The sequence below is a fragment of the Siphonobacter sp. SORGH_AS_0500 genome, from assembly GCF_002838835.1.
Taxonomy (GTDB): Bacteria; Bacteroidota; Bacteroidia; order Cytophagales; family Spirosomataceae; genus Siphonobacter.
In genome coordinates, this window is the sequence record NZ_NHPP01000002.1 from 321068 (window position 1) to 342090 (window position 21023).

At 45.7% G+C, this 21023-nt stretch carries 15 protein-coding genes; 8 read left to right on the forward strand and 7 right to left on the reverse strand.

Annotated features, from left to right (window positions below):
- Positions 1-52 precede the first annotated feature (52 nt).
- From BWI96_RS03475 to moaA, 6 genes are all read right to left on the reverse strand, one after another.
- On the reverse strand, positions 53-1483 hold the full coding sequence (locus tag BWI96_RS03475; protein ID WP_106635357.1) for a DUF1080 domain-containing protein: 1431 nt from the start codon (positions 1481-1483) through the stop codon (positions 53-55).
- Positions 1484-2083: 600 nt separating this feature from the next.
- Positions 2084-3004, reverse strand: a complete 921-nt coding sequence (locus tag BWI96_RS03480; RefSeq protein ID WP_106635300.1) for a sugar phosphate isomerase/epimerase — start codon at positions 3002-3004, stop codon at positions 2084-2086.
- Between the two features lie 72 nt (positions 3005-3076).
- Positions 3077-4978, reverse strand: a complete 1902-nt coding sequence (locus BWI96_RS03485; RefSeq protein ID WP_106635301.1) for an AsmA-like C-terminal region-containing protein — start codon at positions 4976-4978, stop codon at positions 3077-3079.
- The gene (locus BWI96_RS03490) at positions 4903-5586 is read right to left on the reverse strand and encodes an AsmA family protein (RefSeq protein WP_106635302.1); all 684 of its coding nucleotides are present in this window, start codon (positions 5584-5586) and stop codon (positions 4903-4905) included. Before BWI96_RS03490 ends, BWI96_RS03485 begins: the two co-directional genes overlap by 76 nt.
- A gap of 251 nt (positions 5587-5837) precedes the next feature.
- Complete coding sequence (locus tag BWI96_RS03495; protein WP_106635303.1) at positions 5838-6113, reverse strand: (2Fe-2S) ferredoxin domain-containing protein; 276 nt, start codon at positions 6111-6113, stop codon at positions 5838-5840.
- Between the two features lie 78 nt (positions 6114-6191).
- Complete coding sequence (gene moaA / locus BWI96_RS03500; RefSeq protein ID WP_106635304.1) at positions 6192-7193, reverse strand: GTP 3',8-cyclase MoaA; 1002 nt, start codon at positions 7191-7193, stop codon at positions 6192-6194.
- A 60-nt stretch (positions 7194-7253) separates the two neighbouring features.
- Here moaA and BWI96_RS03505 point away from each other — a divergent pair, with 60 nt between their 5' ends.
- From BWI96_RS03505 to BWI96_RS03520, 4 genes are all read left to right on the forward strand, one after another.
- On the forward strand, positions 7254-7496 hold the full coding sequence (locus BWI96_RS03505; RefSeq protein WP_106635305.1) for a MoaD/ThiS family protein: 243 nt from the start codon (positions 7254-7256) through the stop codon (positions 7494-7496).
- A 108-nt stretch (positions 7497-7604) separates the two neighbouring features.
- Entirely contained in the window at positions 7605-8015 is a 411-nt protein-coding gene (locus BWI96_RS03510) for a molybdenum cofactor biosynthesis protein MoaE (RefSeq protein ID WP_106635306.1), read from the forward strand.
- A 182-nt stretch (positions 8016-8197) separates the two neighbouring features.
- A complete protein-coding gene (locus tag BWI96_RS03515; protein ID WP_232793556.1) occupies positions 8198-10456 on the forward strand; it encodes a TonB-dependent receptor in 2259 nt (752 codons plus the stop codon).
- A gap of 61 nt (positions 10457-10517) precedes the next feature.
- On the forward strand, positions 10518-11909 hold the full coding sequence (locus tag BWI96_RS03520) for an HmuY family protein (protein ID WP_106635359.1): 1392 nt from the start codon (positions 10518-10520) through the stop codon (positions 11907-11909).
- 81 nt (positions 11910-11990) lie between these two features.
- Here the strand turns inward: BWI96_RS03520 and BWI96_RS03525 are convergent, their stop codons facing one another.
- Positions 11991-13139 (reverse strand): endonuclease/exonuclease/phosphatase family protein, encoded by a 1149-nt coding sequence (locus tag BWI96_RS03525; protein ID WP_157830200.1) that lies wholly within the window; start codon positions 13137-13139, stop codon positions 11991-11993.
- Positions 13140-13376: 237 nt separating this feature from the next.
- Here BWI96_RS03525 and rimP point away from each other — a divergent pair, with 237 nt between their 5' ends.
- The 4 genes from rimP to BWI96_RS03545 all read left to right on the forward strand — a co-directional run bounded on the left by rimP (position 13377) and on the right by BWI96_RS03545 (position 20966).
- Positions 13377-13838: a ribosome maturation factor RimP gene (gene rimP / locus BWI96_RS03530; protein ID WP_106635308.1), complete on the forward strand. Its 462-nt coding sequence runs from the start codon at positions 13377-13379 to the stop codon at positions 13836-13838.
- A gap of 101 nt (positions 13839-13939) precedes the next feature.
- Positions 13940-15184 carry a transcription termination factor NusA gene (nusA, locus tag BWI96_RS03535; protein ID WP_106635309.1) on the forward strand — a complete coding sequence of 415 codons (1245 nt, stop codon included), beginning with the start codon at positions 13940-13942 and terminating at the stop codon, positions 15182-15184.
- A gap of 153 nt (positions 15185-15337) precedes the next feature.
- Positions 15338-18625 carry a translation initiation factor IF-2 gene (gene infB / locus BWI96_RS03540; protein WP_106635310.1) on the forward strand — a complete coding sequence of 1096 codons (3288 nt, stop codon included), beginning with the start codon at positions 15338-15340 and terminating at the stop codon, positions 18623-18625.
- Positions 18626-18914: 289 nt separating this feature from the next.
- Positions 18915-20966 carry a BatA domain-containing protein gene (locus tag BWI96_RS03545; protein ID WP_106635311.1) on the forward strand — a complete coding sequence of 684 codons (2052 nt, stop codon included), beginning with the start codon at positions 18915-18917 and terminating at the stop codon, positions 20964-20966.
- Positions 20967-21023: the final 57 nt, after the last annotated feature.

Here is a 21023-nt window from a genome sequence, read left to right on the forward strand (position 1 = left end):
AATACGTTATGTCAACCTTATAACTCAAAACCATAAACGCCCAACCCCAAACTTATTTTAATTCCCGAATCTTTATACTTCTGAAATTGACGATGTCGTGGTGATCCTGAAGGAGGATGGGGCCTTTTTCGGCTGCACCAAAACCTTTGAATGGAGCGTATTTCGAACGTTCGATCAGAGCTTTAAAAAGTGGGGAGTTTCGCTCGTATTCCAGCACTTTAAACCCATTTAGCCAGTGCTCCACGTGATTGTTGGGATATACAATCACCCGGCCTTCATTCCATTCCCCAATTTTCTTGACGGCGGCTTTGTTAGGGCCTGTCTTATCCGCTGGAATCAGGTCATATAACGAACCAATCTTGCGGTTACCACCCGCTCCGAGTTTAGCATCAGGGTGTTTTTCGTCATCTAATACCTGAAATTCCGGCCCAACCGTTGCTACACTTTTTAGGGCATCCGCAGGGATGGTAGTAGGCGATTGATTAGGCTGGTATTCGTAGGTATCAGTTACCCATTCACTCACAAAGTATTTGACTCCGGCATTGGCTGCTTCCGTTAACTTGAACTGGAAGGTCAGCTCAAAGGCTCCGAATTTTTCAGTAGTCAGGATGTCTCCACCACCGCCGGAAGCTACATCCAGCGTTAACTCCCCATCCTTCATAATCCATCCTTTGGTAGGAAAATTAGGTTTACCTGCCCCACGCCAACCATTGGATGTTTTCCCATCCCACAAAAGTTTGAAACCTAACGCTTTTTCCTGTTCAGAAATGGTGTTGGGAATCAGGTTAATAACAGGAGTGTTGTCAACAGGAGAGGGCTGTAGATGATCCGTCTGGATACGAATGTTTTTCCAGCGAATGGTCTTTCCTTCATGCGAAGCATCTTTACCAATGCTATGCACCTGTAGAGCAATGTATCCTTTAGGAGTAACATCATCCACCAGATTTGAAACGGGAACGCCATTGACGAAGGTGCGGATGGAGTTACCTATGGCTTCAATGCGGTATTTATTCCATTCGCCTCTTTTAAAAGCCGCTTTACCAGCCGGATTATTATTAGGATTACACAGCCAGCCTCGACGAGCTTCGTCATAAATGCCGCCGCTCCAGCTACGTTCGGCGGGGTCAATTTCCATCTGATAGCCATTGACGCGGCCATCGCCTTCGCGTTGCAGGCTGCGGAACTGAATACCGGAATTGAGATCGTTATCAATTTTTACGTCACATTCAAAAATGAAATCGCCGTACTGCTGTTCAGTAAGAAGAAAGGTATTGGGCGTATTCATCTGAGAAATGCCGATGATTTCTCCGTTTTTGATTTCATAGTTAGCCTTACCCGAAGCCGACCCTTCAGCTATCTTCCAGCCTTTCAGGGTTTTACCATCAAATAAATTTTTCCAGGTGCCCTTGGGAGGATTGGTGGCATACGTTAGGGTATGACTGGAAAGTGCCAGCGTTACTAAAAGTACTGATAATCTTTTCATGTTTAATGGTTTAATGGTCCACACGGGGAAGGTGATCCAACCGCTCAGAATCATTCAGGCACACTTCATTTAAATGACCCCGTTTTTTGGATTTACCCTGAAAAATAGAGTTCATTTATAGAGAAAGCTCACCGTTTCGAAGAAAGTAGGCCGGGATTATCCCTATTGAACTCCTCTGGGGTTAGCTGGAGTAGTCATGCTCCGCTCTTTCGGATTGCAAATTCAGAATAGTTAAGAACGGTCGATTAGTTAGAGACGCGATTTTACCGCGTCTGGGTAAGAGGCGGTTTTTATGACTAGTTAGTTTTTCTCATCTCCCCGCCAGATGCGATGGGTCTTTTGTTCTTTAATGAATTTAGTAGGTTAGAACGGGTTATTAGGTTTACTAGTGACTCATGCTGCCAGCGAAAAAGCTGGCAGCGGTTTAGTAGGTTGGTAGGTAAACCTTTGTCTTAAATAGGTTGTAATCTAGAACGGGTTATTAGGTTTACTAGTGACTCATGCTGCCAGTGAAAAGGCTGGCAGCGGTCTATAAGCTAGTACGTCGGTAGATAGTAAAGGCGTTAAGTAGTAACTGAGAACCAACAACGGAAAACTAGCTTAGCTGATGGCAATCTTTTGCTCCTGCAAAAATTTTTTGCTGGTTTCGGCACAGGAAAGAGCTGTTTTCCCCTGGTCGGGAACGCCGTCCAGTTCGATGATCCCCCAGCCTTTGAAATGAATCTCGTTCAAGGCTTTGAAAACCGCTGGAAGGTTAACGTTTCCCTGACCCAGTTCAACGAATTTATAGGCTTTCGGATCGGAATTACCGGGTAAAGGACAGCGAACGTCTTTCAAATGCAGAGCATGAATCCGGTCTTTGTATTGATGAATTGCTTTAGCCGGATCGCCGCCGCCCTGGTGATAATGGGCTACATCAAGTAATAATTTTACATACTTCGGATTCATCTCCTGAACGATAATATCCACTTCCTCTGGCGTTTCGCCCAACTGGTGCATGTGGTTATGATACGTGGCCTGAATGCCCATGGCAGCCGTTTGTTTGCCAATTTCGTTCATAACCTGTGCCAGTCGCTTCAATTCTTCTGTCGTTGGTTTCCGGTCTTTCGGTCGAGCATTATTGGTTAACTGGATGCTGCTTCCACCCAATGCCTTCACAAAGCTGGCGTGAGCCGTATGCATGTTGATGGTGCTTTCTTCTTTATCCATGTCAATTTCTACGTTGCCACTAGAAAACATGACCAGTTTCAGTTGATGAGCGTCGAGCTCAGCTTTAAGTTCACTGGGTTTGTTACGATAGGGGCCAAAGGCATTGGCTCGAAGCTGAATGCCCTGAAAACCGAGGGAGGAGATATCCTTGATAGCATCGGTATCCTTACCTCCCCAGGTAATAGCCGAATAACCAACCTGTAATCCTGATTTTTTGAAAGCAAAAAGGTCAAGAGAGGAGCCTAAAACAGTGGCCGACGTAAGTAACCCGGCCTGTTGTAGGAACGACCGGCGGGAAAGCGAATATTTCATAGATGTCAGAGGTTTTTCTCAAGACGGAAATTTAGCCTGAAACCCCTGACTTTCTGAAGATTTACTTTAAAACTAAGGGATTTGACTCGATTTTTCGGAAAGCTCCTGAAGTTGACGTTTAGCTTTGCGATGACGAACCCGCTGACCAATATCCAGCCTGATTTTTGTTTCTGAACCTTCGTCTTTAGCCCTTAAGTTGAGCGTCCAGCCGGGCGTATGTTCTTCATCGTAACGCACCAATTCATAATCTTTATCCCGTTTGCGAAGGTTACGCAGAGGAATCTGAACGAATAAATCCGTCTGATTTCCAAAGCTGTAAGTTCCTCCAACAAATAAGGTCAGGGCCGTTGACTCAATGGCCATTTTATCCATTTCAATTTCACGTCCTTTAAAACGGAACTGACTCGTTAATGGAGCAAATTTGATATGGTCAAAATCCCGATTTTTAAAGATGAATTTCTGAATGCCTTTAATAGGTTTGAAACCAATTAATTCCCCATTCCGAAGGTTGAAATTAAGGTAACCTGAAAACGTACCCGGAATTGGGGTATAATCCCGGCGTAATTTCATTTCAATTTTCCCTTCCGAATTCCATAAGCCTCGAATGTTTCGATGCGTAATGGTTTGTTGCTGAAAGTCGTCAAAAGCCCAGAATAGCTCCTGAATATTGGTATTTCGCAGAGCACAGGCCACACTCAGTCGAGCAGGGTTGCTCTGCACATAATCAATTTGACCATTGAAATTGAAGTTTCCTCTAAAGGCATTCATCGCCAATGACTTGATTTGCATTTTTTTATTCGTCAGGTTAAGCTTTCCACTGACCTGACTGGCTTTGAAATGGCGATACTGGAATTGGTCAAATCGTACATCAATATCGGTTTCTAACTGGTCAATGATCCGATCTACTTTAGCGATTAACTGCTTGCGGGCTTGTTTCCGGGCCAGAGCAGAGCCTTTGGGCTTCAAAGGCATAATTTTAATCGCATTGAAGTTCAAATTAGGCGAATAAATAGAAGCGTTAGCGTACAACCGAACATTGGAGGAGGTAAGAAAAGGGATTAACCTTTTAATTTGCCCCTTCACCGTTAACGGACTTTTGTTGAGACGTGTGTTGATGTGATGAATCAATAAATCTTTTTCATTGAAGCTGGCTTTCATGTTTAACTGATCGAAAATCAACTGACGATTCAGGTAACGAAAACTGCCGTTTTCAACTTTCACAAAACCAGTTAATAAGCCTGATAAATCACCCGTTTTAGGGTCAATAACGTTTACAACGCCCCCTCTATACTGAGCATCGAGGTAAATTTTACCGTTTTCAAGTACAAAGTTACTTGCGTTGATATTATCGTTTAATCTTGAAAAATCGGTATCAATATGGGCGGTGATATAGGCTCTGGATTTAATGAAATTATGAATAATCATCTTGCCACTGACGGGCAGACCATCGTCCCAGTTGGCGGTGTATTCATCAAAAAATACTCGGGAATTTTCATTACCCGTGGGGAGTGAACCGCTGGCATGATTGGTAAAATGCCCCTTTACCCGCAGATTCGTTAATAAACCCAGCTTGGACTCAAAACGGCCCGGTCCTGTGGCAAAGCGAACGTCAATTTGGGGTTCGATGCCCGCTCCGGTCGAACCGTTCACCCGAACAACAGCACTTTCAATTTCCGGGTAATATTCAAATTTCCCGATGGACGCTGCCAACTGACGGGGCATTAAGTCGAGAGCTTTGGTAAGTGGAAGCCGATTCAGGTGAAGATAGATATTCATATTCGGCGGACGTTTCACAAAAAACTGAAAACGGCCATGAGCCCGCAGGGTATCTTTTTTCTCGAAAACCAGGCGGGAAGGCTCAAGGGTTAAGACTCGAGTAGCCGTATCAATGCGAAGGTTCAGCTTGAGTTCCGTTTCCTGATTGGTACCAAAGCTACCCTTATTGGGATTAAAGGCCAGCCCATCCAGATGCATAGGTCCCCGAACGCCGATTTTGAACTGATTTTTTTATGGGAAATCTGGCAGACGATGTCTTTGAATAAACCACCGTACCATTTATGATGAAGCGAATCAGCGAAGTGTACCTGAATATTTTCGAGGCGAACCTGCTTAATATCTACCAGAAAACCTTTTTTTCGGGCCTGAGCCGTTTTTTTAGCGGGATCTTTCGGCTCAAATATGCTCCAGTTGGCGTAACCATCCTTGAGTTTAAGAGCATTAACCGTTCCATCTACCAAACGAATGTGGCGAATCTGAACCTGCCGCCGGAAAAGATCGATTAGGTCAAGTCGAACGCGTACCTGCCGGACGGTCAGAAAATCAACATGATGCAGATCGTGTTTTAAATCTTCAAGCCTGACGTTTTCCAGCGTTATGGTTAAGCCCGGAACGCCGCCTTCCCAGAAAACGATGTTGAAGTTATCCGCATAAAAGTTGCCCTTGATCTGATGACTGACTTCGTGCTTGATACGGTCAAAAATCCGATCCCTGTAACTATAAATAGCCGCCATTAGTATAAGCCCTAGAACGAAGAAAAGGGCGAATACTCGTAAAAAAATACGTTTAAGGCGTTTGAAATTCATAGAGTTTTAGGGCAATAAGGCGGTAAATAAATGGTTTGGGGTACGGGCACCAATGTACTCAGATTTTTAAAAATCAGCCGCGGGATTAAACGAATTTAATGCGAAGGATTTTATCTGGTATTAGGGCAAGGTGACTGGGCGTAACGACCTGAAAGGTAGTGAAAAAGATCTTGCCAGCTTGAAAGTGAAGGGAAACTGAGAAAGCGAAAAAACCAGACTTAGTGAAAGTCTGGTTTTCAAAAAAGAAATCATCAGGCGGGTTCTTCCCGAAACATTTCATCAATAATCTGAGGTACGTTGGTTTCCCGGACTTCGCCAAGCCAGAGGTTAGCGGGCTGAATGGCGATTACGGGACCCTGTTTGCAGCGACTGGTACATTCCATCTCCACTAGTTCAACTTCCCGCTTCAGACCTCGCTCTTTCAGTTCACTTTTAAAGGTGCGTCGCAGATCTTTCTGGAGTCGGCTGCATTTACTTCCCTCGCAAATCATAATGACCCAGGGACAGGTATCATGTAATTCTCTCATGGCTGTTACGGATAATAACCAAAGCTATAAATGATCTTTTGTGATTGTGTAGTGAAATGTTGGAAGTGCAGGAACAAATTACCCACCGATGGTGGTCATGGATTCATGGACGGAAGTGCTTCGCAACTGTTCTGCTTCGTATCCATCTTTGGGCCGATTTCGGAAGGCCTGAATAAACTTAAGTGTAAGTTCTTCGTCCGAAATACCTTTCCGTAACAAATCCCGAACGTCCATTACCCCATCGTCGTAAAGGCAGGTTTTCAGCGTTCCCTGTGCCGTCATTCGAATGCGGTTGCAGGTGCCGCAGAAAGTCCGGGAAAAAGCGGCGATGATGCCAATGTTTCCTTCAAAACCCGGAATCTGGTAATGATAAGCCGTAGAATTGAGCGGATCGATTTGTTTCTGAATATCAGGAAATTCAGTTTTCAAATGATCCAGAATTCGACGATAAGTCCAATGAAGAATAGGATAATGGGAACCTTCGCCATTAAAAGGCATTTCTTCAATAAATCGAACCGAAACGGGATATTTCTCGGTAAGCCGGGCTAGTGGAATCAGGTCTTCAATGTTACGGCCTTCCATGACCACGGCGTTGACTTTTACTTCAAAGCCCGCTTCCAGTAACTCGTATAGGCAGGCTTCTACTTTGGTAAATTCATCCCGACGAGTAATGTCATAAAATCGCTGCCGATCCAGCGAATCCAGGCTGAGGTTAATCGTTTTAATGCCTATTTTTTTTAAGTCTGGAATGTATTTTTGAGTGAGAACACCATTGGTAGTAATGGCGATTTCCTCAATACCTTCGATGTCGGATAACTGATAGAGAAACTTCGTTAGATCGTGCCGAACGAAAGGTTCACCACCCGTAATACGAACTTTCCGAACGCCCAAGCCTGCCAGCACGGTTGAAATGCGTAACATTTCTTCGTAACTCAGCAGTTGTTTTTTGGGCAGATAGGGGATACCCTCTTCGGGCATGCAGTAGAAGCAGCGAAGATTGCAACGATCGGTAACCGCCAGTCGTAAATACTGGATGGGCCGCCCGTGGTTGTCATAAATGAGAGGGTGAGTTGTTGACATCTTATACAAATAAACGAAAAAAAGCCTCGCTTGTTCCCGAAGCTTTATCAACTTTGAAATATGGAATTGACAATACATTTATACGGCATTACCCGTGATATTATGGGAAGCTCAAAAAAAAGCGTCCAGCTTCCCGAAGGTGCCCGCGTGCAGGATTTATTAGAATTGATTCGCCGGGACTATCCCTCACTGGCTGAACTGAAATCCTTGCTAGTAGCGGTAAACGAAGATTATGCTGAAACGGATGTAGTACTGACCGAACGCGATGAAATTGCTCTGATTCCCCCCGTGAGTGGAGGATAGCCTTTGGGGTTTAAAGTTTTGAGATCAGTGTTAGACGGATCATCCTTTGGGCTTACCTCTAATTTCGACACTGATCGCTAGCAACCAACAACGATTAATAGCAATAAAATGATAGAAATAACCGATCAGCCTATTGAGGTTCAGAGCTGTATTGACGCGGTTCAATCCGAGCGGGCCGGGGCCGTTGATGTTTTCATTGGCACCGTTCGGAATCATAATAAAAACAAAGAAGTCGTTCGACTGGAGTTTGAGGCTTTCGATACGATGGCGGTGAAGAAAATGAAGGAACTGGCAGATGAGGCGTCCCGCCGCTGGCCAGTAGAAAAAATTGCTATTGTTCACCGCAAAGGCGTTTTGGAAATCGGAGCCATTGCGGTGGTAATTGCCGTAGCCACCCCACACCGTAAAGATGCTTTCGATGCCTGCCGTTGGGTGATTGATACTTTGAAAGAAGTAGTACCGATCTGGAAAAAAGAGATTTATGAAAATGGAGAAGAATGGCTGGAGGCCCACCCATAGTTTAGTTGTTGGTCAATAGGTATTGGCTTTAGGACCATCGGAGACCGCTCAGCGAGCGGTCTTTTTTTGTTACCAGTAATCTTAAATTTTTTAGGAAACTCTTGTCAGTTCCAAATCATTTTTACCTTTGTATGAAATTAGATTAAATCTAAATAAATATAATTTGCTCAATTCGTACCTCCGTGGCTGTCCATTCAATCATTCGATATGTATTCTTCTTTAGCCTGACGATTGGTCACGTCTGGGCTCAAACGGGCCGTGTGTTAGGTAAAGTAACCGACGAAAAAGGGGAGGCGGTTGAGGCGGCTTCCCTCGTTGTGAAAGGCACTGCATACGGTGTCATTTCTGATGAGCAGGGGCGTTATCTTTTCAAAGACTTAAAACCCGGGGCTTACAAAATCCGGGTGAGTCGGGTGGGGATGAGTAGTCTTGAATTGCCCGTGAAAGTTGAAGGAGGGCAAACCCAAACGCTGGATATTCAACTCAAAACCGAGTATACAAATTTTCAGGAAGTGGTTGTAACGGGCCAATTTGAGCCTCAGTCACTCAAGCAATCCGTTTTTCAGGTACGAACCATCGATCTGGAACGAATTCAGGCCCGGGCGGCTACTTCGCTCGTGGGGGTTTTGAATACCGAGCTTGGTATTCGTTTCTCCAATGACATGGCTCTGGGCACGTCCGACATTCAGTTGATGGGGATGACGGGTCGTAACGTCAAAATTCTGTTGGATGGCGTACCCATGCTTGACCGGGGTGACACCCGCGAAAGCCTCAATCAGATTGATATTAATACCATTGCTCGCATCGAAATCGTAGAAGGTCCCATGTCGGTATCGTATGGTTCAGATGCACTGGCGGGAGTTATTAATATTATTACCAAAAAACCGGGAGCTGAGAAATTATCTGTGATGGCTCGGGTGCAGGAAGAAAGTGTGGGGAAAGAATACGAGTTAGGCCGGGGCCAAGGTTCGCATTTAAATAGCTTTGGGGTAACGTGGCAACGAAAAGGCTGGTTTGCGTCCGTAGGCGGAAGCCGCAATGATTTTGGTGGCTGGCAGGGATATTCTCAAACCCGCACGCCCGATTGGCAGGCTAAAAATCAGTGGTTAGGGAATGGAACCCTCGGCTACCGGAACGATAACTTCAGCATTCGCTATCGGCTGGATGGGTTACAGGAAAACATCAAGGCTTTGGGAGCAGCGAATGCTAACACAAATGTCGCTCGTGACCAGAACTTCATTACCAAACGCCTCATGCATCAGGGGCAAGCCGAATGGAAGGCTAACGACCGTTTGAGTTTGAATGCCATAGCCGCCTATACGGATTACAGCCGCCGTACCCAAACGACTCAAATTGATTTAAACACAGGTCGCCGGACGCTTTCGCTTGGGGAAGGGGAACAGGACGTAGCCAGTTTCGATAACTTCATGTTCCGGGCTACGGCTCAATATCGGCTGAATAATCAGTGGTCGTTTCAGCCGGGCGTAGAGTTGAATCGTGATCAGTCCGCTGGAGCCCGAATTTCAGCGAATGATGGAATAACCGATCTGGCTTTTTACGTTTCTTCGGAATGGAAACCCGTGGAAGCAATAGTCATTCGACCCGGGTTACGCTTCATTCATAACTCCGTGTATCAGGCTCCGCCCGTCATTCCTTCCATTAATACCAAGTTTGCCCTCACGAAAAAACTGGACTTTCGGGCTTCGTACGCACGTGGCTTTCGGTCGCCAGCTTTGCGGGAATTGTACTTCAATTTTTTTGATGCCAGCCATTCCATTCAGGGTAATCCCAATTTGAAAGCAGAATACTCGAACAGCTTTAATGGATCATTTTCCTGGGAAATGCTGCGTAGCAAAGCGGGTTATCTAAATCTGGTTCCGGGATTTTTCTATAACGATTTCCATAATCTGATTTCCTACGGTAATGATCCGGTTGATCCTCGCATCATGCGTACGGTTAATATCGACCGTTTCAAAACTGCTGGAGGAACCCTGAATACGGTATTGCAATGGAAAGATCTGCAAGGCTCTGTGGGTTACTCTTACATCGGTCGTTTCAATCAGCTTTCGACAGATGCCCGCATTCCCGAATTCAACTGGGCTTCTGAAATTAATGCAAACCTGATTTACACGGTCAAAAGCATTCATACCAAACTTAATCTCTTCTATAAATACACCGGAAAACGTACCAGTTACCAGACGGCCGCCGATCTCAGTGTGAAACTGGCCGAAACGGCTGCTTTTCACTGGATGGATTTCTCCATCAGTAAGCCTTTGTTCCGCGTATTGACTCTTAATGCCGGGGTGAAAAATATCCTCGATGTAACCCGACTCAATAATACCGCTACTGATTCTGGTAGTGCTCACAGCAGTAGCGGTCCGATACCTCAGAGTTATGGACGTTCGTACTTCTTAGGCTTGACCTTTAACTGGAGCAACTAACGCCTCATCAAAAGCTAGTGACCACATCAAAATTCCTCCTATTTAAAACCCAATGAAGCTCATGAAGAAGCAGTTTTTATCTCTATTATTCGTCGTAAGCATGGCAGCATTGGTTCCGGCCTGTAAAACCGACGAACCTCCGCTGCCCGATAACACCGTTCAGTTTGAATCGGCTGAAAAAGGTTTTTCTTCAGATTCTTCTTCCGTTACGGTTCATTTAAATCTGGATCGTGCCGTAACGGCGGCTACCAATGTAGTGGTGGACCTAACCCCAACGGGTGTTGCCTATGGCACGCATTTTACGACGGCCCCGGCAGCAACCAATAACTCGATTACCGTAACGGTTCCAGCGAACAGTAAAACAGCTTCGATCAAGGTTACGAAAGTGGCGAACATTTTCCTGACGGGTTCAGAAACGATTGATTTCACCATTAAATCGGCGAATAACTCGGTCATAAATGGTGCTACCGCTACGCAAAAACTGAAGTTCTCTTCCATCATTTCCAGCGGTTCAGCTCTGAAATTGAACGGTGGAGCAGGGGGAGCCAGTGCGGTTAACTCGGTATTCGTTGATTTTAGCTCGAATAGCCAGACGGCTGTAGCTCGCAATAGTTGGGATTTAGGGTTTTACAACGGAACGGACTTCCGCGTAATTCTCAATGCTACGACTGGAGCTACCGCGAAAGCACTAACCAAAACCGATTTAACGCAGGTAACCGCCGCCGATACTACCGCTCTAGCCAGCGTATTAATTTTAGGAACGGGGCAGGGCACGTTTGATTTGGTAGATAACATCGACGGTGATCTGAGTAAAACGGTCATCAAAGCCGTGTCTGCTACGGATGCCGAAAATCCGGTATATATCGTGAACCCTGGTAACGCTGGAACGACGCAGAAACCCTGGTATAAAATTCGAGTGCTTCGCAAAGGAACAGGTTATACCGTGCAATATGCTCGTATCACAGAAACGACGTTCAAAACGCTGGATATTACCAAAGATTCAAACCTGAATTTTAGCTACATGTCTTTCGCACAGGCCAAAGCGGTTTCTGTAGAACCCACGAAAGCAAACTGGGATCTGGTTTGGGGCTTAACGACGTATAAGGCTACCGAGACGATTCCTTATACCTACTCAGATTTCGTTCAGATTAACTACCTGGCGGGCGTAGAGGCAGCCGAAGTGCTGACCAGTACAGTTAGCTACGATGCCTATGCAGAAGCTAATATTGCCAGCTCTTCTTTCAAGAAAGAACGTAACGTCATTGGTAGCAACTGGCGTACGTCAGCAGGGCCTGGAGGAGCGGCAGCGGGCGTAAAAACGGATCGTTTCTACGTAGTGAAAGACGCTTCGGGTAACGTTTACAAGCTGAAATTCGTGAATTATACTTCAACGGACGGCGGCGAACGCGGTTACCCAAACATCGAATATAAATTGGTAAAGAAGGGAAGCTGAGTGTCTTTTCAGTATGATTAATAAAACAAAAGTCCACTGCATAGGAAGGTGCAGTGGACTTTTGTTTTATGAAATCTACTATCAATAGGCATATTCTACTTCAACCGGGAAGTGATCGGAGCCTTTAATATCTCGGCGAACCTTGTGGCTCAAGACTTTAAAGTGATTGCTATGAAACTGATTATCGATTCGAATAAACCAGGGGCTACGATTAAGGGTAAAGCCAAATCCGCGGCCAGCCTCTTCAAAACTGTTTTTCAGGTAACGACGGGTTTTTCCGTAGGCAATTCCCGTAGGTACTTCGTTGTAATCTCCACAAAGAATAACGGGATAAGGACTGTTTTTAACTATTTTAAGGACTTCTTCAATCTCAGAATTATGAGCAATGAATCCCTCTTTAAGCTTATGTAGAATGGACCTGGTTTCTGCTTTGGCGACCTTGGAATTTTTGGCCCGAGCTACATTTCCTACCCGAACGCCCATCGAGTAGAGATGAATACTAATAACCCGAATGGTATCCGAATCTTTTTTAATGTCCGCCATAACGAATCCATTATGCCCGCCAGCATTCTCAAAAACGTGGTAACTCTGATTAACAATGGGATATTTTGAAAACAAAACGGGCCCTAAAAACCCCTGGTCGCTTTTCCGAAGATCGCCGCTATACCAATTCAATTCTTTAAAGATCACTTTATACCGATAACCCCTTGTCCGAAGCTGGTCGTTCAATTTAAATTCGTCAGGTAAATACGAATAATCCCAGCTATAGTATTCCTGCAAACATAAGATATCTGCATTTGAAGATTTAAGCCAGTTTAGCATGGAGTGTAAAGGGCGAATATCCTTATTCTCCATGTATTCACTGACTCCAAAGGCTGTGGTATTAAACGTAGAAACTCGTAGGGAATGAGAAAGATCCCCGGGCTGATGACTGGTGTGGAAACCAATGGTGCGAAGCCAGAAAGGCCAACCGGCCAGAAGGAAAATAAGGGGAATCCAGGCCTTTCGAACATTTCTGAAAAACCAGAAGACTGTCAGTAAAGCCAGCATCATCATTACCCAGGGCAGAACTAATAATAAAAAGCCAGTGATCCAGTGCGTCCACCAGAGTGTATAACCCAGGGTGTACCCGATGATCAGGTAAAGACAGAGAGCATAGGTAATCAAAGAAAAAAGAGAGGTGAAAAATCCACCGGTATGATTTCGGGAAGTCATGGAACTCTTTTTCAAATACAATGAAGGTTGTTTGGAGTGCGTGTAAAAATGGGCGATAAACTTAAAACTCTCGATAGAAAACGAATATAATATTGCTTATGATAAGAAAAAAGTGTTAATTTGCATTAGATTTCAACGGAAAGAAGAGGGGCCTATCACTCCTCTTCTTTGTTTATACGAGTTTTTCGTTGAAAATAACAGGTTTAGCCGAAGGGTAAACGTATCCTGAAAGCCGCCTACTGCTGATGTGGTATGAATCTGAAAGAAAAAATTACAGAGCTGGCTGCGGCCTTATTACCAGACGAAAGTTATTATCTGGTAGATGTGCAGGTGAGTGAGTCTCGTATCAAGTCAAAAATAACCATTTTGGTAGATAGCGACGCAGGCATCAGCATTGATGAATGTGCCGCTTTGAGTCGTGAATTAGGGCATCAGATTGAGGAACTGAATTTAATTGAAAATGCTTATACATTAGAAGTATCCTCTCCTGGTGTTGATTTTCCACTGACCCAAACTCGCCAATACCAACGGAATATCGGCCGGAAACTTCGTGTTCAGTTCAAAGACGGAAGTGAGAAAATCGGCTTGCTGAATACTGTAAGTGATTCAGACATTTCGATTACCACGGATGGGACCAAGAAAGAACCAGCCGTAACGCTCGTTATTCCGTATGTCGAGATAAAGAAAGCTCAAGTGCTGGTATCATTTAAATAATCCTTAAGTGGGCATTTCGCCAGCCGGGCAAGTCTAATGAAGTTAGGTAGGAATGAACCAAGGCTTCGTGACTGGAAACCAACAAAAACTATGACGAACCGATGAACAGTGCAGAACTGATCTCTTCCTTCGCCGATTTTGCGAGAGAGAAGAACATTGACCGTCCGACGATGATCAAAATTCTGGAAGATGTCTTCCGGACGATGATTCGTAAGAAATTCGGTACTGATGAGAACTTTGACGTAATCATTAACCCTGACAACGGCGATTTGGAAATGTTCCGGACGCGGGAAATCGTGGATGATGATTCTGAAGATATTTGGGATTACGATAAAATTCCACTGGCGGACGCCAAGAAAATCGAGAAGGATTTCGAGGTTGGCGAAGAGGTAGTGGAAGAAGTGAAGCTGGAAGACTTCGGTCGCCGGATCGTGCAGACGGCTCGTCAGACGCTGATTCAGAAAGTAAAGGATATGGAGAAGGAATTGCTCTATTATCGTTACAAAGATCAGGTAGGTGAACTGTTAACGGTTGAGGTATACCAGGTGCTGGGTCGTGAGATTATTTGTCTGGACTCGCAGGGCAATGAATTAAGCTTACCCCGCGATCAGCAGATTCCCCGTGACCGCTTCAAGAAAGGTGATTCAACGAAAGCCGTTATTCACAAGGTGGAAATGAACAATGGTACACCTAAAATTTCGCTTTCACGGACTTCACCCGTTTTTCTGGAACGTTTGTTTGAGCAGGAGATTCCTGAAGTTACGGATGGCCTGATCATGGTTCGCAAAGTAGTACGCGAGCCCGGTGAACGTGCCAAAGTAGCCGTAGAATCGTACGATGATCGGATTGATCCCGTAGGTGCCTGCGTAGGTATGAAAGGTAGCCGGATTCACACGATTGTCCGGGAAATGAACAACGAAAATATTGACGTGATTAACTTCACAGATAATATTGAGTTATTGATTGCCCGTGCCCTGAGTCCTGCGAAAATCAGCCGCATGAGTATTAACAAGGACGACAAGCGGGTATCAGCCTGGTTGAAGCCCGATCAGATTTCACTGGCCATCGGAAAAGGCGGTCAGAACATTAAATTAGCAGGTAAATTAGTCGGAATGGAAATCGACGTCTTCCGGGAAACCGAAGGGCCGGTAGATGACGATGACGTTGAACTCAATGAGTTCTCCGACGAAATCGAACAGTGGGTACTCGACGAACTACACCGCGTCGGTCTGGATACAGCCAAGAGTGTTCTTGCTATGGGCAAGGAAGATCTGGTTCGCCGGACTGAATTGGAGGAAGAAACCGTAGATGACGTACTGGAGATCTTGAGTCAGGAATTCGATTAATGCAAACGCAGGTTTATTAGGTTACGAACCAGGGGATATGTGCGTAACCCAAGAACAAAGACCGTTATGCATCATATCTAATTCTACAAACACCCTAAACTCGTACATTATAAACCACTCGTTTTGACGAATTCAGACAGTAAAGCATCCAACATGGCAGAAGAGATCCAAACAATGCGTTTAAATGTGGCGGCACGAAAGATCAACGTGGGCATGGGAACCATTGTGGATCGACTTTCGGCCAAAGGATTTAAAATTGACAGTAACCCGAATACCAAGCTAACTGGCGAACAGTTGCAGGTATTAGCGAAAGAATTCAGTGCCCCTGATCTTGTGAAAGAAGGGCCTAAACCTTCCGAACCCGCCGCGACGGCCCGTCCGAAAGGTGACGACGACCTGCCTCTGTATTTCCGTCAGAAATCAGAAGAGGCAGCAGCTCCTGCTGAAGTAAAAGCAGTAGAAGAAAAGACTGAACCTGCGAAAGACGAGAGTCGCTTGCAGGGATTAAAAGTACTTGGAAAAATCGACCTAACTACTGGTAAGCCCATCGTGCCCGTTCAGGAAGCTCCTAAAGCTCCCGTTGCAGAAGCACCCAAAGTGGAGACTCCCAAAGTAGAGCCACCCGTCGCTGAACCTGTGAAAGCAGCAGCCCCTGTGGTGGAAGCACCGAAGGCCGAGCCGGTAGCTGAAAAGCCCGTAGCTCCTCAGCCCGTAGTGACTCCTCCAGTGGTAGAAGCGAAAGTGGAACCCAAAGTAGAAGTACCGGCTCAACCCGCGAAGCCCGAAGTGAAGGCCGAGCCTGTTGCCGAACCTAAACCAGAACCTACTGTCGTAGCGACTCCCCCGGTGGCTACTGTGGTAGAGCCCGCACCCGTTGCGGCCGCTCCGAAGCAGGAGCCTGAAATAAAAGCTCAAACGCCTCAGCCGAAAGAAGAACCTTCGAAGCAACCACAGCAGGCCAACCGTCCCGCTGACCAGCAGAAGAACTTCCAGAAGCCAAGGCATGAACAGAAACAAGAACCAAAGCCAGAGCCAAAACCGGAAGTGAAGACAGAAACACCTTCAGCTACGCCCCCTGAACTGATCGAAGCGAAAGCCGATCGATTGAAAGGGTTGACCGTACTGGGCAAAATTGAATTACCCTCGAAGAATGATAACCGCGGCAATAATAACCGTGATAATCGGGGTGGTAACTCAAACAATGAGAAAAAGAAACGCAAGCGTATTAAGCCCGTAGAGCAGGACCGTAATCAGGCCCGTTCTAATGGTAATGCTAACAACGCGAACAATAACGAACCTAATAACCGTCAGAATAATAACCAAAATCGTCAGGGCGGAAATCAGGGGAATCAGAATTCCAATAACCAGGAAAGAAATCAGGGACAAGATCGCAATCATAACAACACGAATGCGAACAACAACCAGTCTCAGAATAACAACCAGGGCGGAGGTAATAACAACAACAACAATCGCAACAATAACAATCGGAATAATAACAACCGAGGTGGTAACCGTCGCGATGAGCCTTCGAAAACGGAAGTACGTGACAATGTAAAAAATACGATGGCCCAGATGGGCGGTGGTGGTGCCAAGAAGCAAAACTTTGGTGCAGACCGTCGTCGGGAGCGTCGCCAGGATCGGGCCCGTCGCCGGGAGGAAGCCGAACAGCACGAACTGGAACAAGAAAAAATCCTCAAGGTAACCGAGTTCGTATCGGCCAGCGATCTTGCTTCGTTAATGGATGTTTCCATCAACGACATTATCCAGACCTGTATGAACATGGGTATGTTCGTATCGATCAACCAGCGTCTGGATGCAGAGGCAATCGCGATCATCGCGGATGAATTTGGATTTGATGTTCAATTCATCTCTGCTGAAGAAGAAGTGGAATCTGCTCTGATCGAAGAAGAGGATGCTCCAGAAAGCTTAGTGCCCCGTGCTCCGGTTGTTACAATCATGGGTCACGTTGACCACGGTAAAACCTCCTTACTTGATTACATCCGTAAAACGAAAGTTGCTTCGGGTGAGGCCGGTGGTATCACGCAGCACATTGGTTCTTATAAAGTAAAAACGAACGACGGTCGCGAAATCGCTTTCCTCGATACACCTGGTCACGAAGCCTTTACCGCTATGCGTGCTCGGGGAGCCAAGTTAACGGACGTAGCCATTATCGTTATTGCAGCGGACGACAGCGTGATGCCTCAAACTCGCGAGGCTATTAACCACGCCCAGAATGCGGGTGTACCGATGGTATTTGCGTTCTCGAAAGTAGATAAGCCCGGTGCTAATACAGAGAAAATCCGCGAAGGACTTTCTCAAATGAATATCCTGGTTGAAGAATGGGGTGGACGTTACCAAACGCAGGAGATCTCTTCGAAAAGCGGTTTAGGTATCGACGAATTGCTGGAAAAAGTATTGCTCGAAGCCGAGTTACTTGATCTGAAAGCAAACCCCAACAAACGTGGAGTGGGTACTGTGGTAGAAGCTTCATTGGATAAAGGTCGCGGTTATGTAGCAAACATTCTGGTACAAAATGGTACGATGAGTGTGGGTGACGTAATGCTGGCTGGACCTTTCTTTGGTAAGGTGAAAGCCATGTTTGACGACAAAGGTCAACGCGTAAAATCAGTTGGACCCTCAACGCCCGTACAGGTGTTAGGTCTGAGTGGTGCTCCTACGGCTGGGGATAAAGTGAATATGATGGAAACGGAACGTGACGCCCGTGAAATTGCTAACAAACGTGAGCAATTACTGCGTGAACAGTCACTCCGTACCCGTAAACACATTACACTCGAAGAAATTGGTCGCCGGAAAGCCATTGGAAACTTCAAAGAGCTTAACGTCATCGTTAAAGGGGACGTGGATGGTTCTGTGGAAGCACTTTCCGATTCGCTGCTTAAACTCTCGACGGCTGAGGTTAATGTTAACATTATCCATAAGGGCGTAGGTCAGGTAACTGAATCCGACGTAATGTTAGCATCTGCCGGGGATGCCGTAGTAGTAGCCTTCCAGGTTCGTCCTTCGCTCAACGCTCGCCGTCTGGCCGAACAGGAGCAAATCGAGATTCGGAATTACTCCATCATCTACCAGGCAATCGAGGACATCAAGAAAGCCATGGAAGGTCTGCTGGAACCCGAATTCCAGGAAGTGGTTACTGCCAACATCGACATCCGCGAAGTGTTCCGGATTTCGAAAGTGGGTACCGTTGCGGGTTGCTATGTAACTGAAGGTACGGTGAAACGGAACAACAAAATCCGCGTGATCCGCGACTTTATCGTGATCCACGAAGGAGAGATTCAGGCCCTGAAGCGTTTCAAAGACGACGTTGCCGAAGTGAAATTCGGTTACGAATGCGGCCTGAGCATCAAGAACTTCAACGATCTGGAAGTAGGCGACACTATCGAATGCTTCGAGTTACAGGAAGTAAAACGTAAGTTATAAGTTGAGTTAATCGTTGCTGGTTATAAGTTGATAAGTAGTAGCGAATATCCATAGAAAGAAGCCTTCATTCAGTTTTTGGATGAAGGCTTCTTTGTTATACACCAGAATTAATAACGGCTTATGTGCTCACTGGAGAATGATAATCAGTAACAAGCAACTATTAACCCACAACCGATCAACTAAAAGGCTCTTTTTTCGTTTATAAGGTAGATTTTCGTTTATTTAGGAATTATAGCGAGTTTGCGGCACCTAGCTCATCCACGTTTCATCATTCGCCTGTAAGAAATTCATGCAGTTCCTCTATCCTGCCTTTCTATGGGGGCTTCTGGCCGCTGCCATTCCGGTTTTGATTCACTTGTTTAATTTCCGGCGAATCAAACGGGTTTATTTTACCAATGTTAGCTTTCTCAAACAGGTTAATACGACTACCAGTAGCTTCCGTCGGTTGAAACACTGGCTGATTATGGCGGCTCGTATAGGGGCTCTGGTGTGCCTGGCTCTGGCCTTTGCCCAGCCCTTTATTCCGGCCAGCAAAAGCACGGGTGTTAGTCGCGATGGTATTACCAGTATCTATCTGGATAATTCCTTATCCATGCAAAATCTGGTGGACAACCGCCGTTTGCTAGATGTGGGCGTTAGCAAAATCGAAGAATTATTGAATTCCTTTCCTAATGCCCCAACGCTGCAACTGGTTACTAATGATTTTGGAGCCCAGGAGCACGCTTTACAGGGAAGTCAGAAAATTCGGGATCGGTTGGCTGCTGTCGATTTTTCGCCGTCCGCCCGTTCGTTGGAAAGCATTTACCGTCGACAACAGCAGTTAGCTTCAGCTCATAGTGCTGGCAAAAATCAACTATTCTGGTTATCCGATTTTCAGAAATCTACCGTTGGCGATTTACAGAAAATTAAACCAGATTCCAGCATGCAGCTCTTTCTAGTGCCCGTTCAGGGAACAACAACGCAAAACGTTTTTGTCGATACGCTTTGGCTGAATACGCCTTTTATCCGTGAAATGCAGTCGAATGTAGTAACCGTTCGGTTACGAAATTCAGGGACAAATCCAGTGGAAAATCTGAGTGTGAAGTTATTACTGGACGATAAACAGGTGGCCTCACAGATCGTATCGATTCCAGCGGAGAATTACGTGCAGACAGCGTTTAACTTTACCGTTCGCGGGAAAGGATTCAAGAAAGGGCGGATAACTTTCGAAGATTCTCCGGTCACTTTTGACAACGATTATTACTTCGTTCTCAACGCAGCTCCGCGTATCGACGTTCTGCACGTTTATGGCCAGAAAACAAAAGACTACGTACAGAACGTTTTCTCCAATGACAGCTTGTTCCGTGAACAAAGCTTCTCCGTGAACAATGTTGACATTGGCACTTTCCAGTCGGCTAACCTGATTGTACTCGAAGGAGTAGAGCGAGTGGAGGGAAGTTTAAGGGTGGAATTACAACGTTTTGTTGATAAAGGAGGAAGCCTGTTAGTCATTCCTCCGGCACGGGTTAGCGATGCCTCCTGGTTAACTGCTTTGGGGATTCAGAATATCAGTAGTGTGCAGGGCGAACCCTCGACACCCACCATTCTGGCTGAACCTTCGAGACAAAATCCATTTTTCAGTGATATTTTTGACGAAACCACGCAGAAGGAACAGTTAATTATGCCAGCGGCTTCGTCCGTCTGGAGTTGGCGAATGGTTGGGGAGAAGCTTCTGAATTTTAAATCTGGCGAACCCTTCCTGACTTCTTCCAAAGCTGGGCAGGGGAGAGTTTACCTCATGGCTTCATCGCTTGATCCAAGCTTAGGTGATTTTGCCCAGCATGCTTTATTCCTGCCTATTCTTTACAAAATAGCTTCGCTGAGTGTGCGTCAGGAGCCTATTGCGTATTCCTTTGAAAGCCCTGACATTCAGATTGATGCCCCAGGCTCGCCGAAAAATGCCGTATTTAAACTCCGAAAGGATAAGTTGGAGCTGATCCCTATTCAGCGGATGAATGGTAATCAATTAACTTTCGAGTTACCTAAAGCAGAACAGCTTACCAATGGTCAGCCCCTTGAATCAGGGTACTATGAACTAATACTGGATGGAAAAGTAACCCAGTTATTGGCGTTCAACCATGATGATAAAGAATCAAACATGCAGGTGTACTCCCCACAGGAGCTTCGGGATTTGTTTAAAGGTAACCGCAATGTTCAGGTTTTTGATAATGTGAATCGGGCTGATGTAGCTACGGCCTACAAAGAGCAGCACGTAGGAAAAGACCTTTGGAAGTATTTTATCATAACGGCTTTGGTTTTCCTATTATGTGAAATTGCCATCGTCCGATTAATGAAAGCGTAATACACAGGGATAACAAATACAAACAGCCCATACTTTCTGGTGCTTGGGATTGCGTTC

Excerpts from the sequence above, each read along its gene's own strand:
- BWI96_RS03475 (WP_106635357.1), bottom strand. The coding sequence starts at position 1,483 with ATGAAAAGATTATCAGTACTTTTAGTAACGCTGGCACTTTCCAGTCAT.
- BWI96_RS03480 (WP_106635300.1), bottom strand. The coding sequence starts at position 3,004 with ATGAAATATTCGCTTTCCCGCCGGTCGTTCCTACAACAGGCCGGGTTA.
- BWI96_RS03485 (WP_106635301.1), bottom strand. The coding sequence starts at position 4,978 with ATGCATCTGGATGGGCTGGCCTTTAATCCCAATAAGGGTAGCTTTGGT.
- BWI96_RS03490 (WP_106635302.1), bottom strand. The coding sequence starts at position 5,586 with ATGAATTTCAAACGCCTTAAACGTATTTTTTTACGAGTATTCGCCCTT.
- BWI96_RS03495 (WP_106635303.1), bottom strand. The coding sequence starts at position 6,113 with ATGAGAGAATTACATGATACCTGTCCCTGGGTCATTATGATTTGCGAG.
- moaA (WP_106635304.1), bottom strand. The coding sequence starts at position 7,193 with ATGTCAACAACTCACCCTCTCATTTATGACAACCACGGGCGGCCCATC.
- BWI96_RS03505 (WP_106635305.1), top strand. The coding sequence starts at position 7,254 with ATGGAATTGACAATACATTTATACGGCATTACCCGTGATATTATGGGA.
- BWI96_RS03510 (WP_106635306.1), top strand. The coding sequence starts at position 7,605 with ATGATAGAAATAACCGATCAGCCTATTGAGGTTCAGAGCTGTATTGAC.
- BWI96_RS03520 (WP_106635359.1), top strand. The coding sequence starts at position 10,518 with ATGAAGAAGCAGTTTTTATCTCTATTATTCGTCGTAAGCATGGCAGCA.
- rimP (WP_106635308.1), top strand. The coding sequence starts at position 13,377 with ATGAATCTGAAAGAAAAAATTACAGAGCTGGCTGCGGCCTTATTACCA.
- nusA (WP_106635309.1), top strand. The coding sequence starts at position 13,940 with ATGAACAGTGCAGAACTGATCTCTTCCTTCGCCGATTTTGCGAGAGAG.
- infB (WP_106635310.1), top strand. The coding sequence starts at position 15,338 with ATGGCAGAAGAGATCCAAACAATGCGTTTAAATGTGGCGGCACGAAAG.
- BWI96_RS03545 (WP_106635311.1), top strand. The coding sequence starts at position 18,915 with ATGCAGTTCCTCTATCCTGCCTTTCTATGGGGGCTTCTGGCCGCTGCC.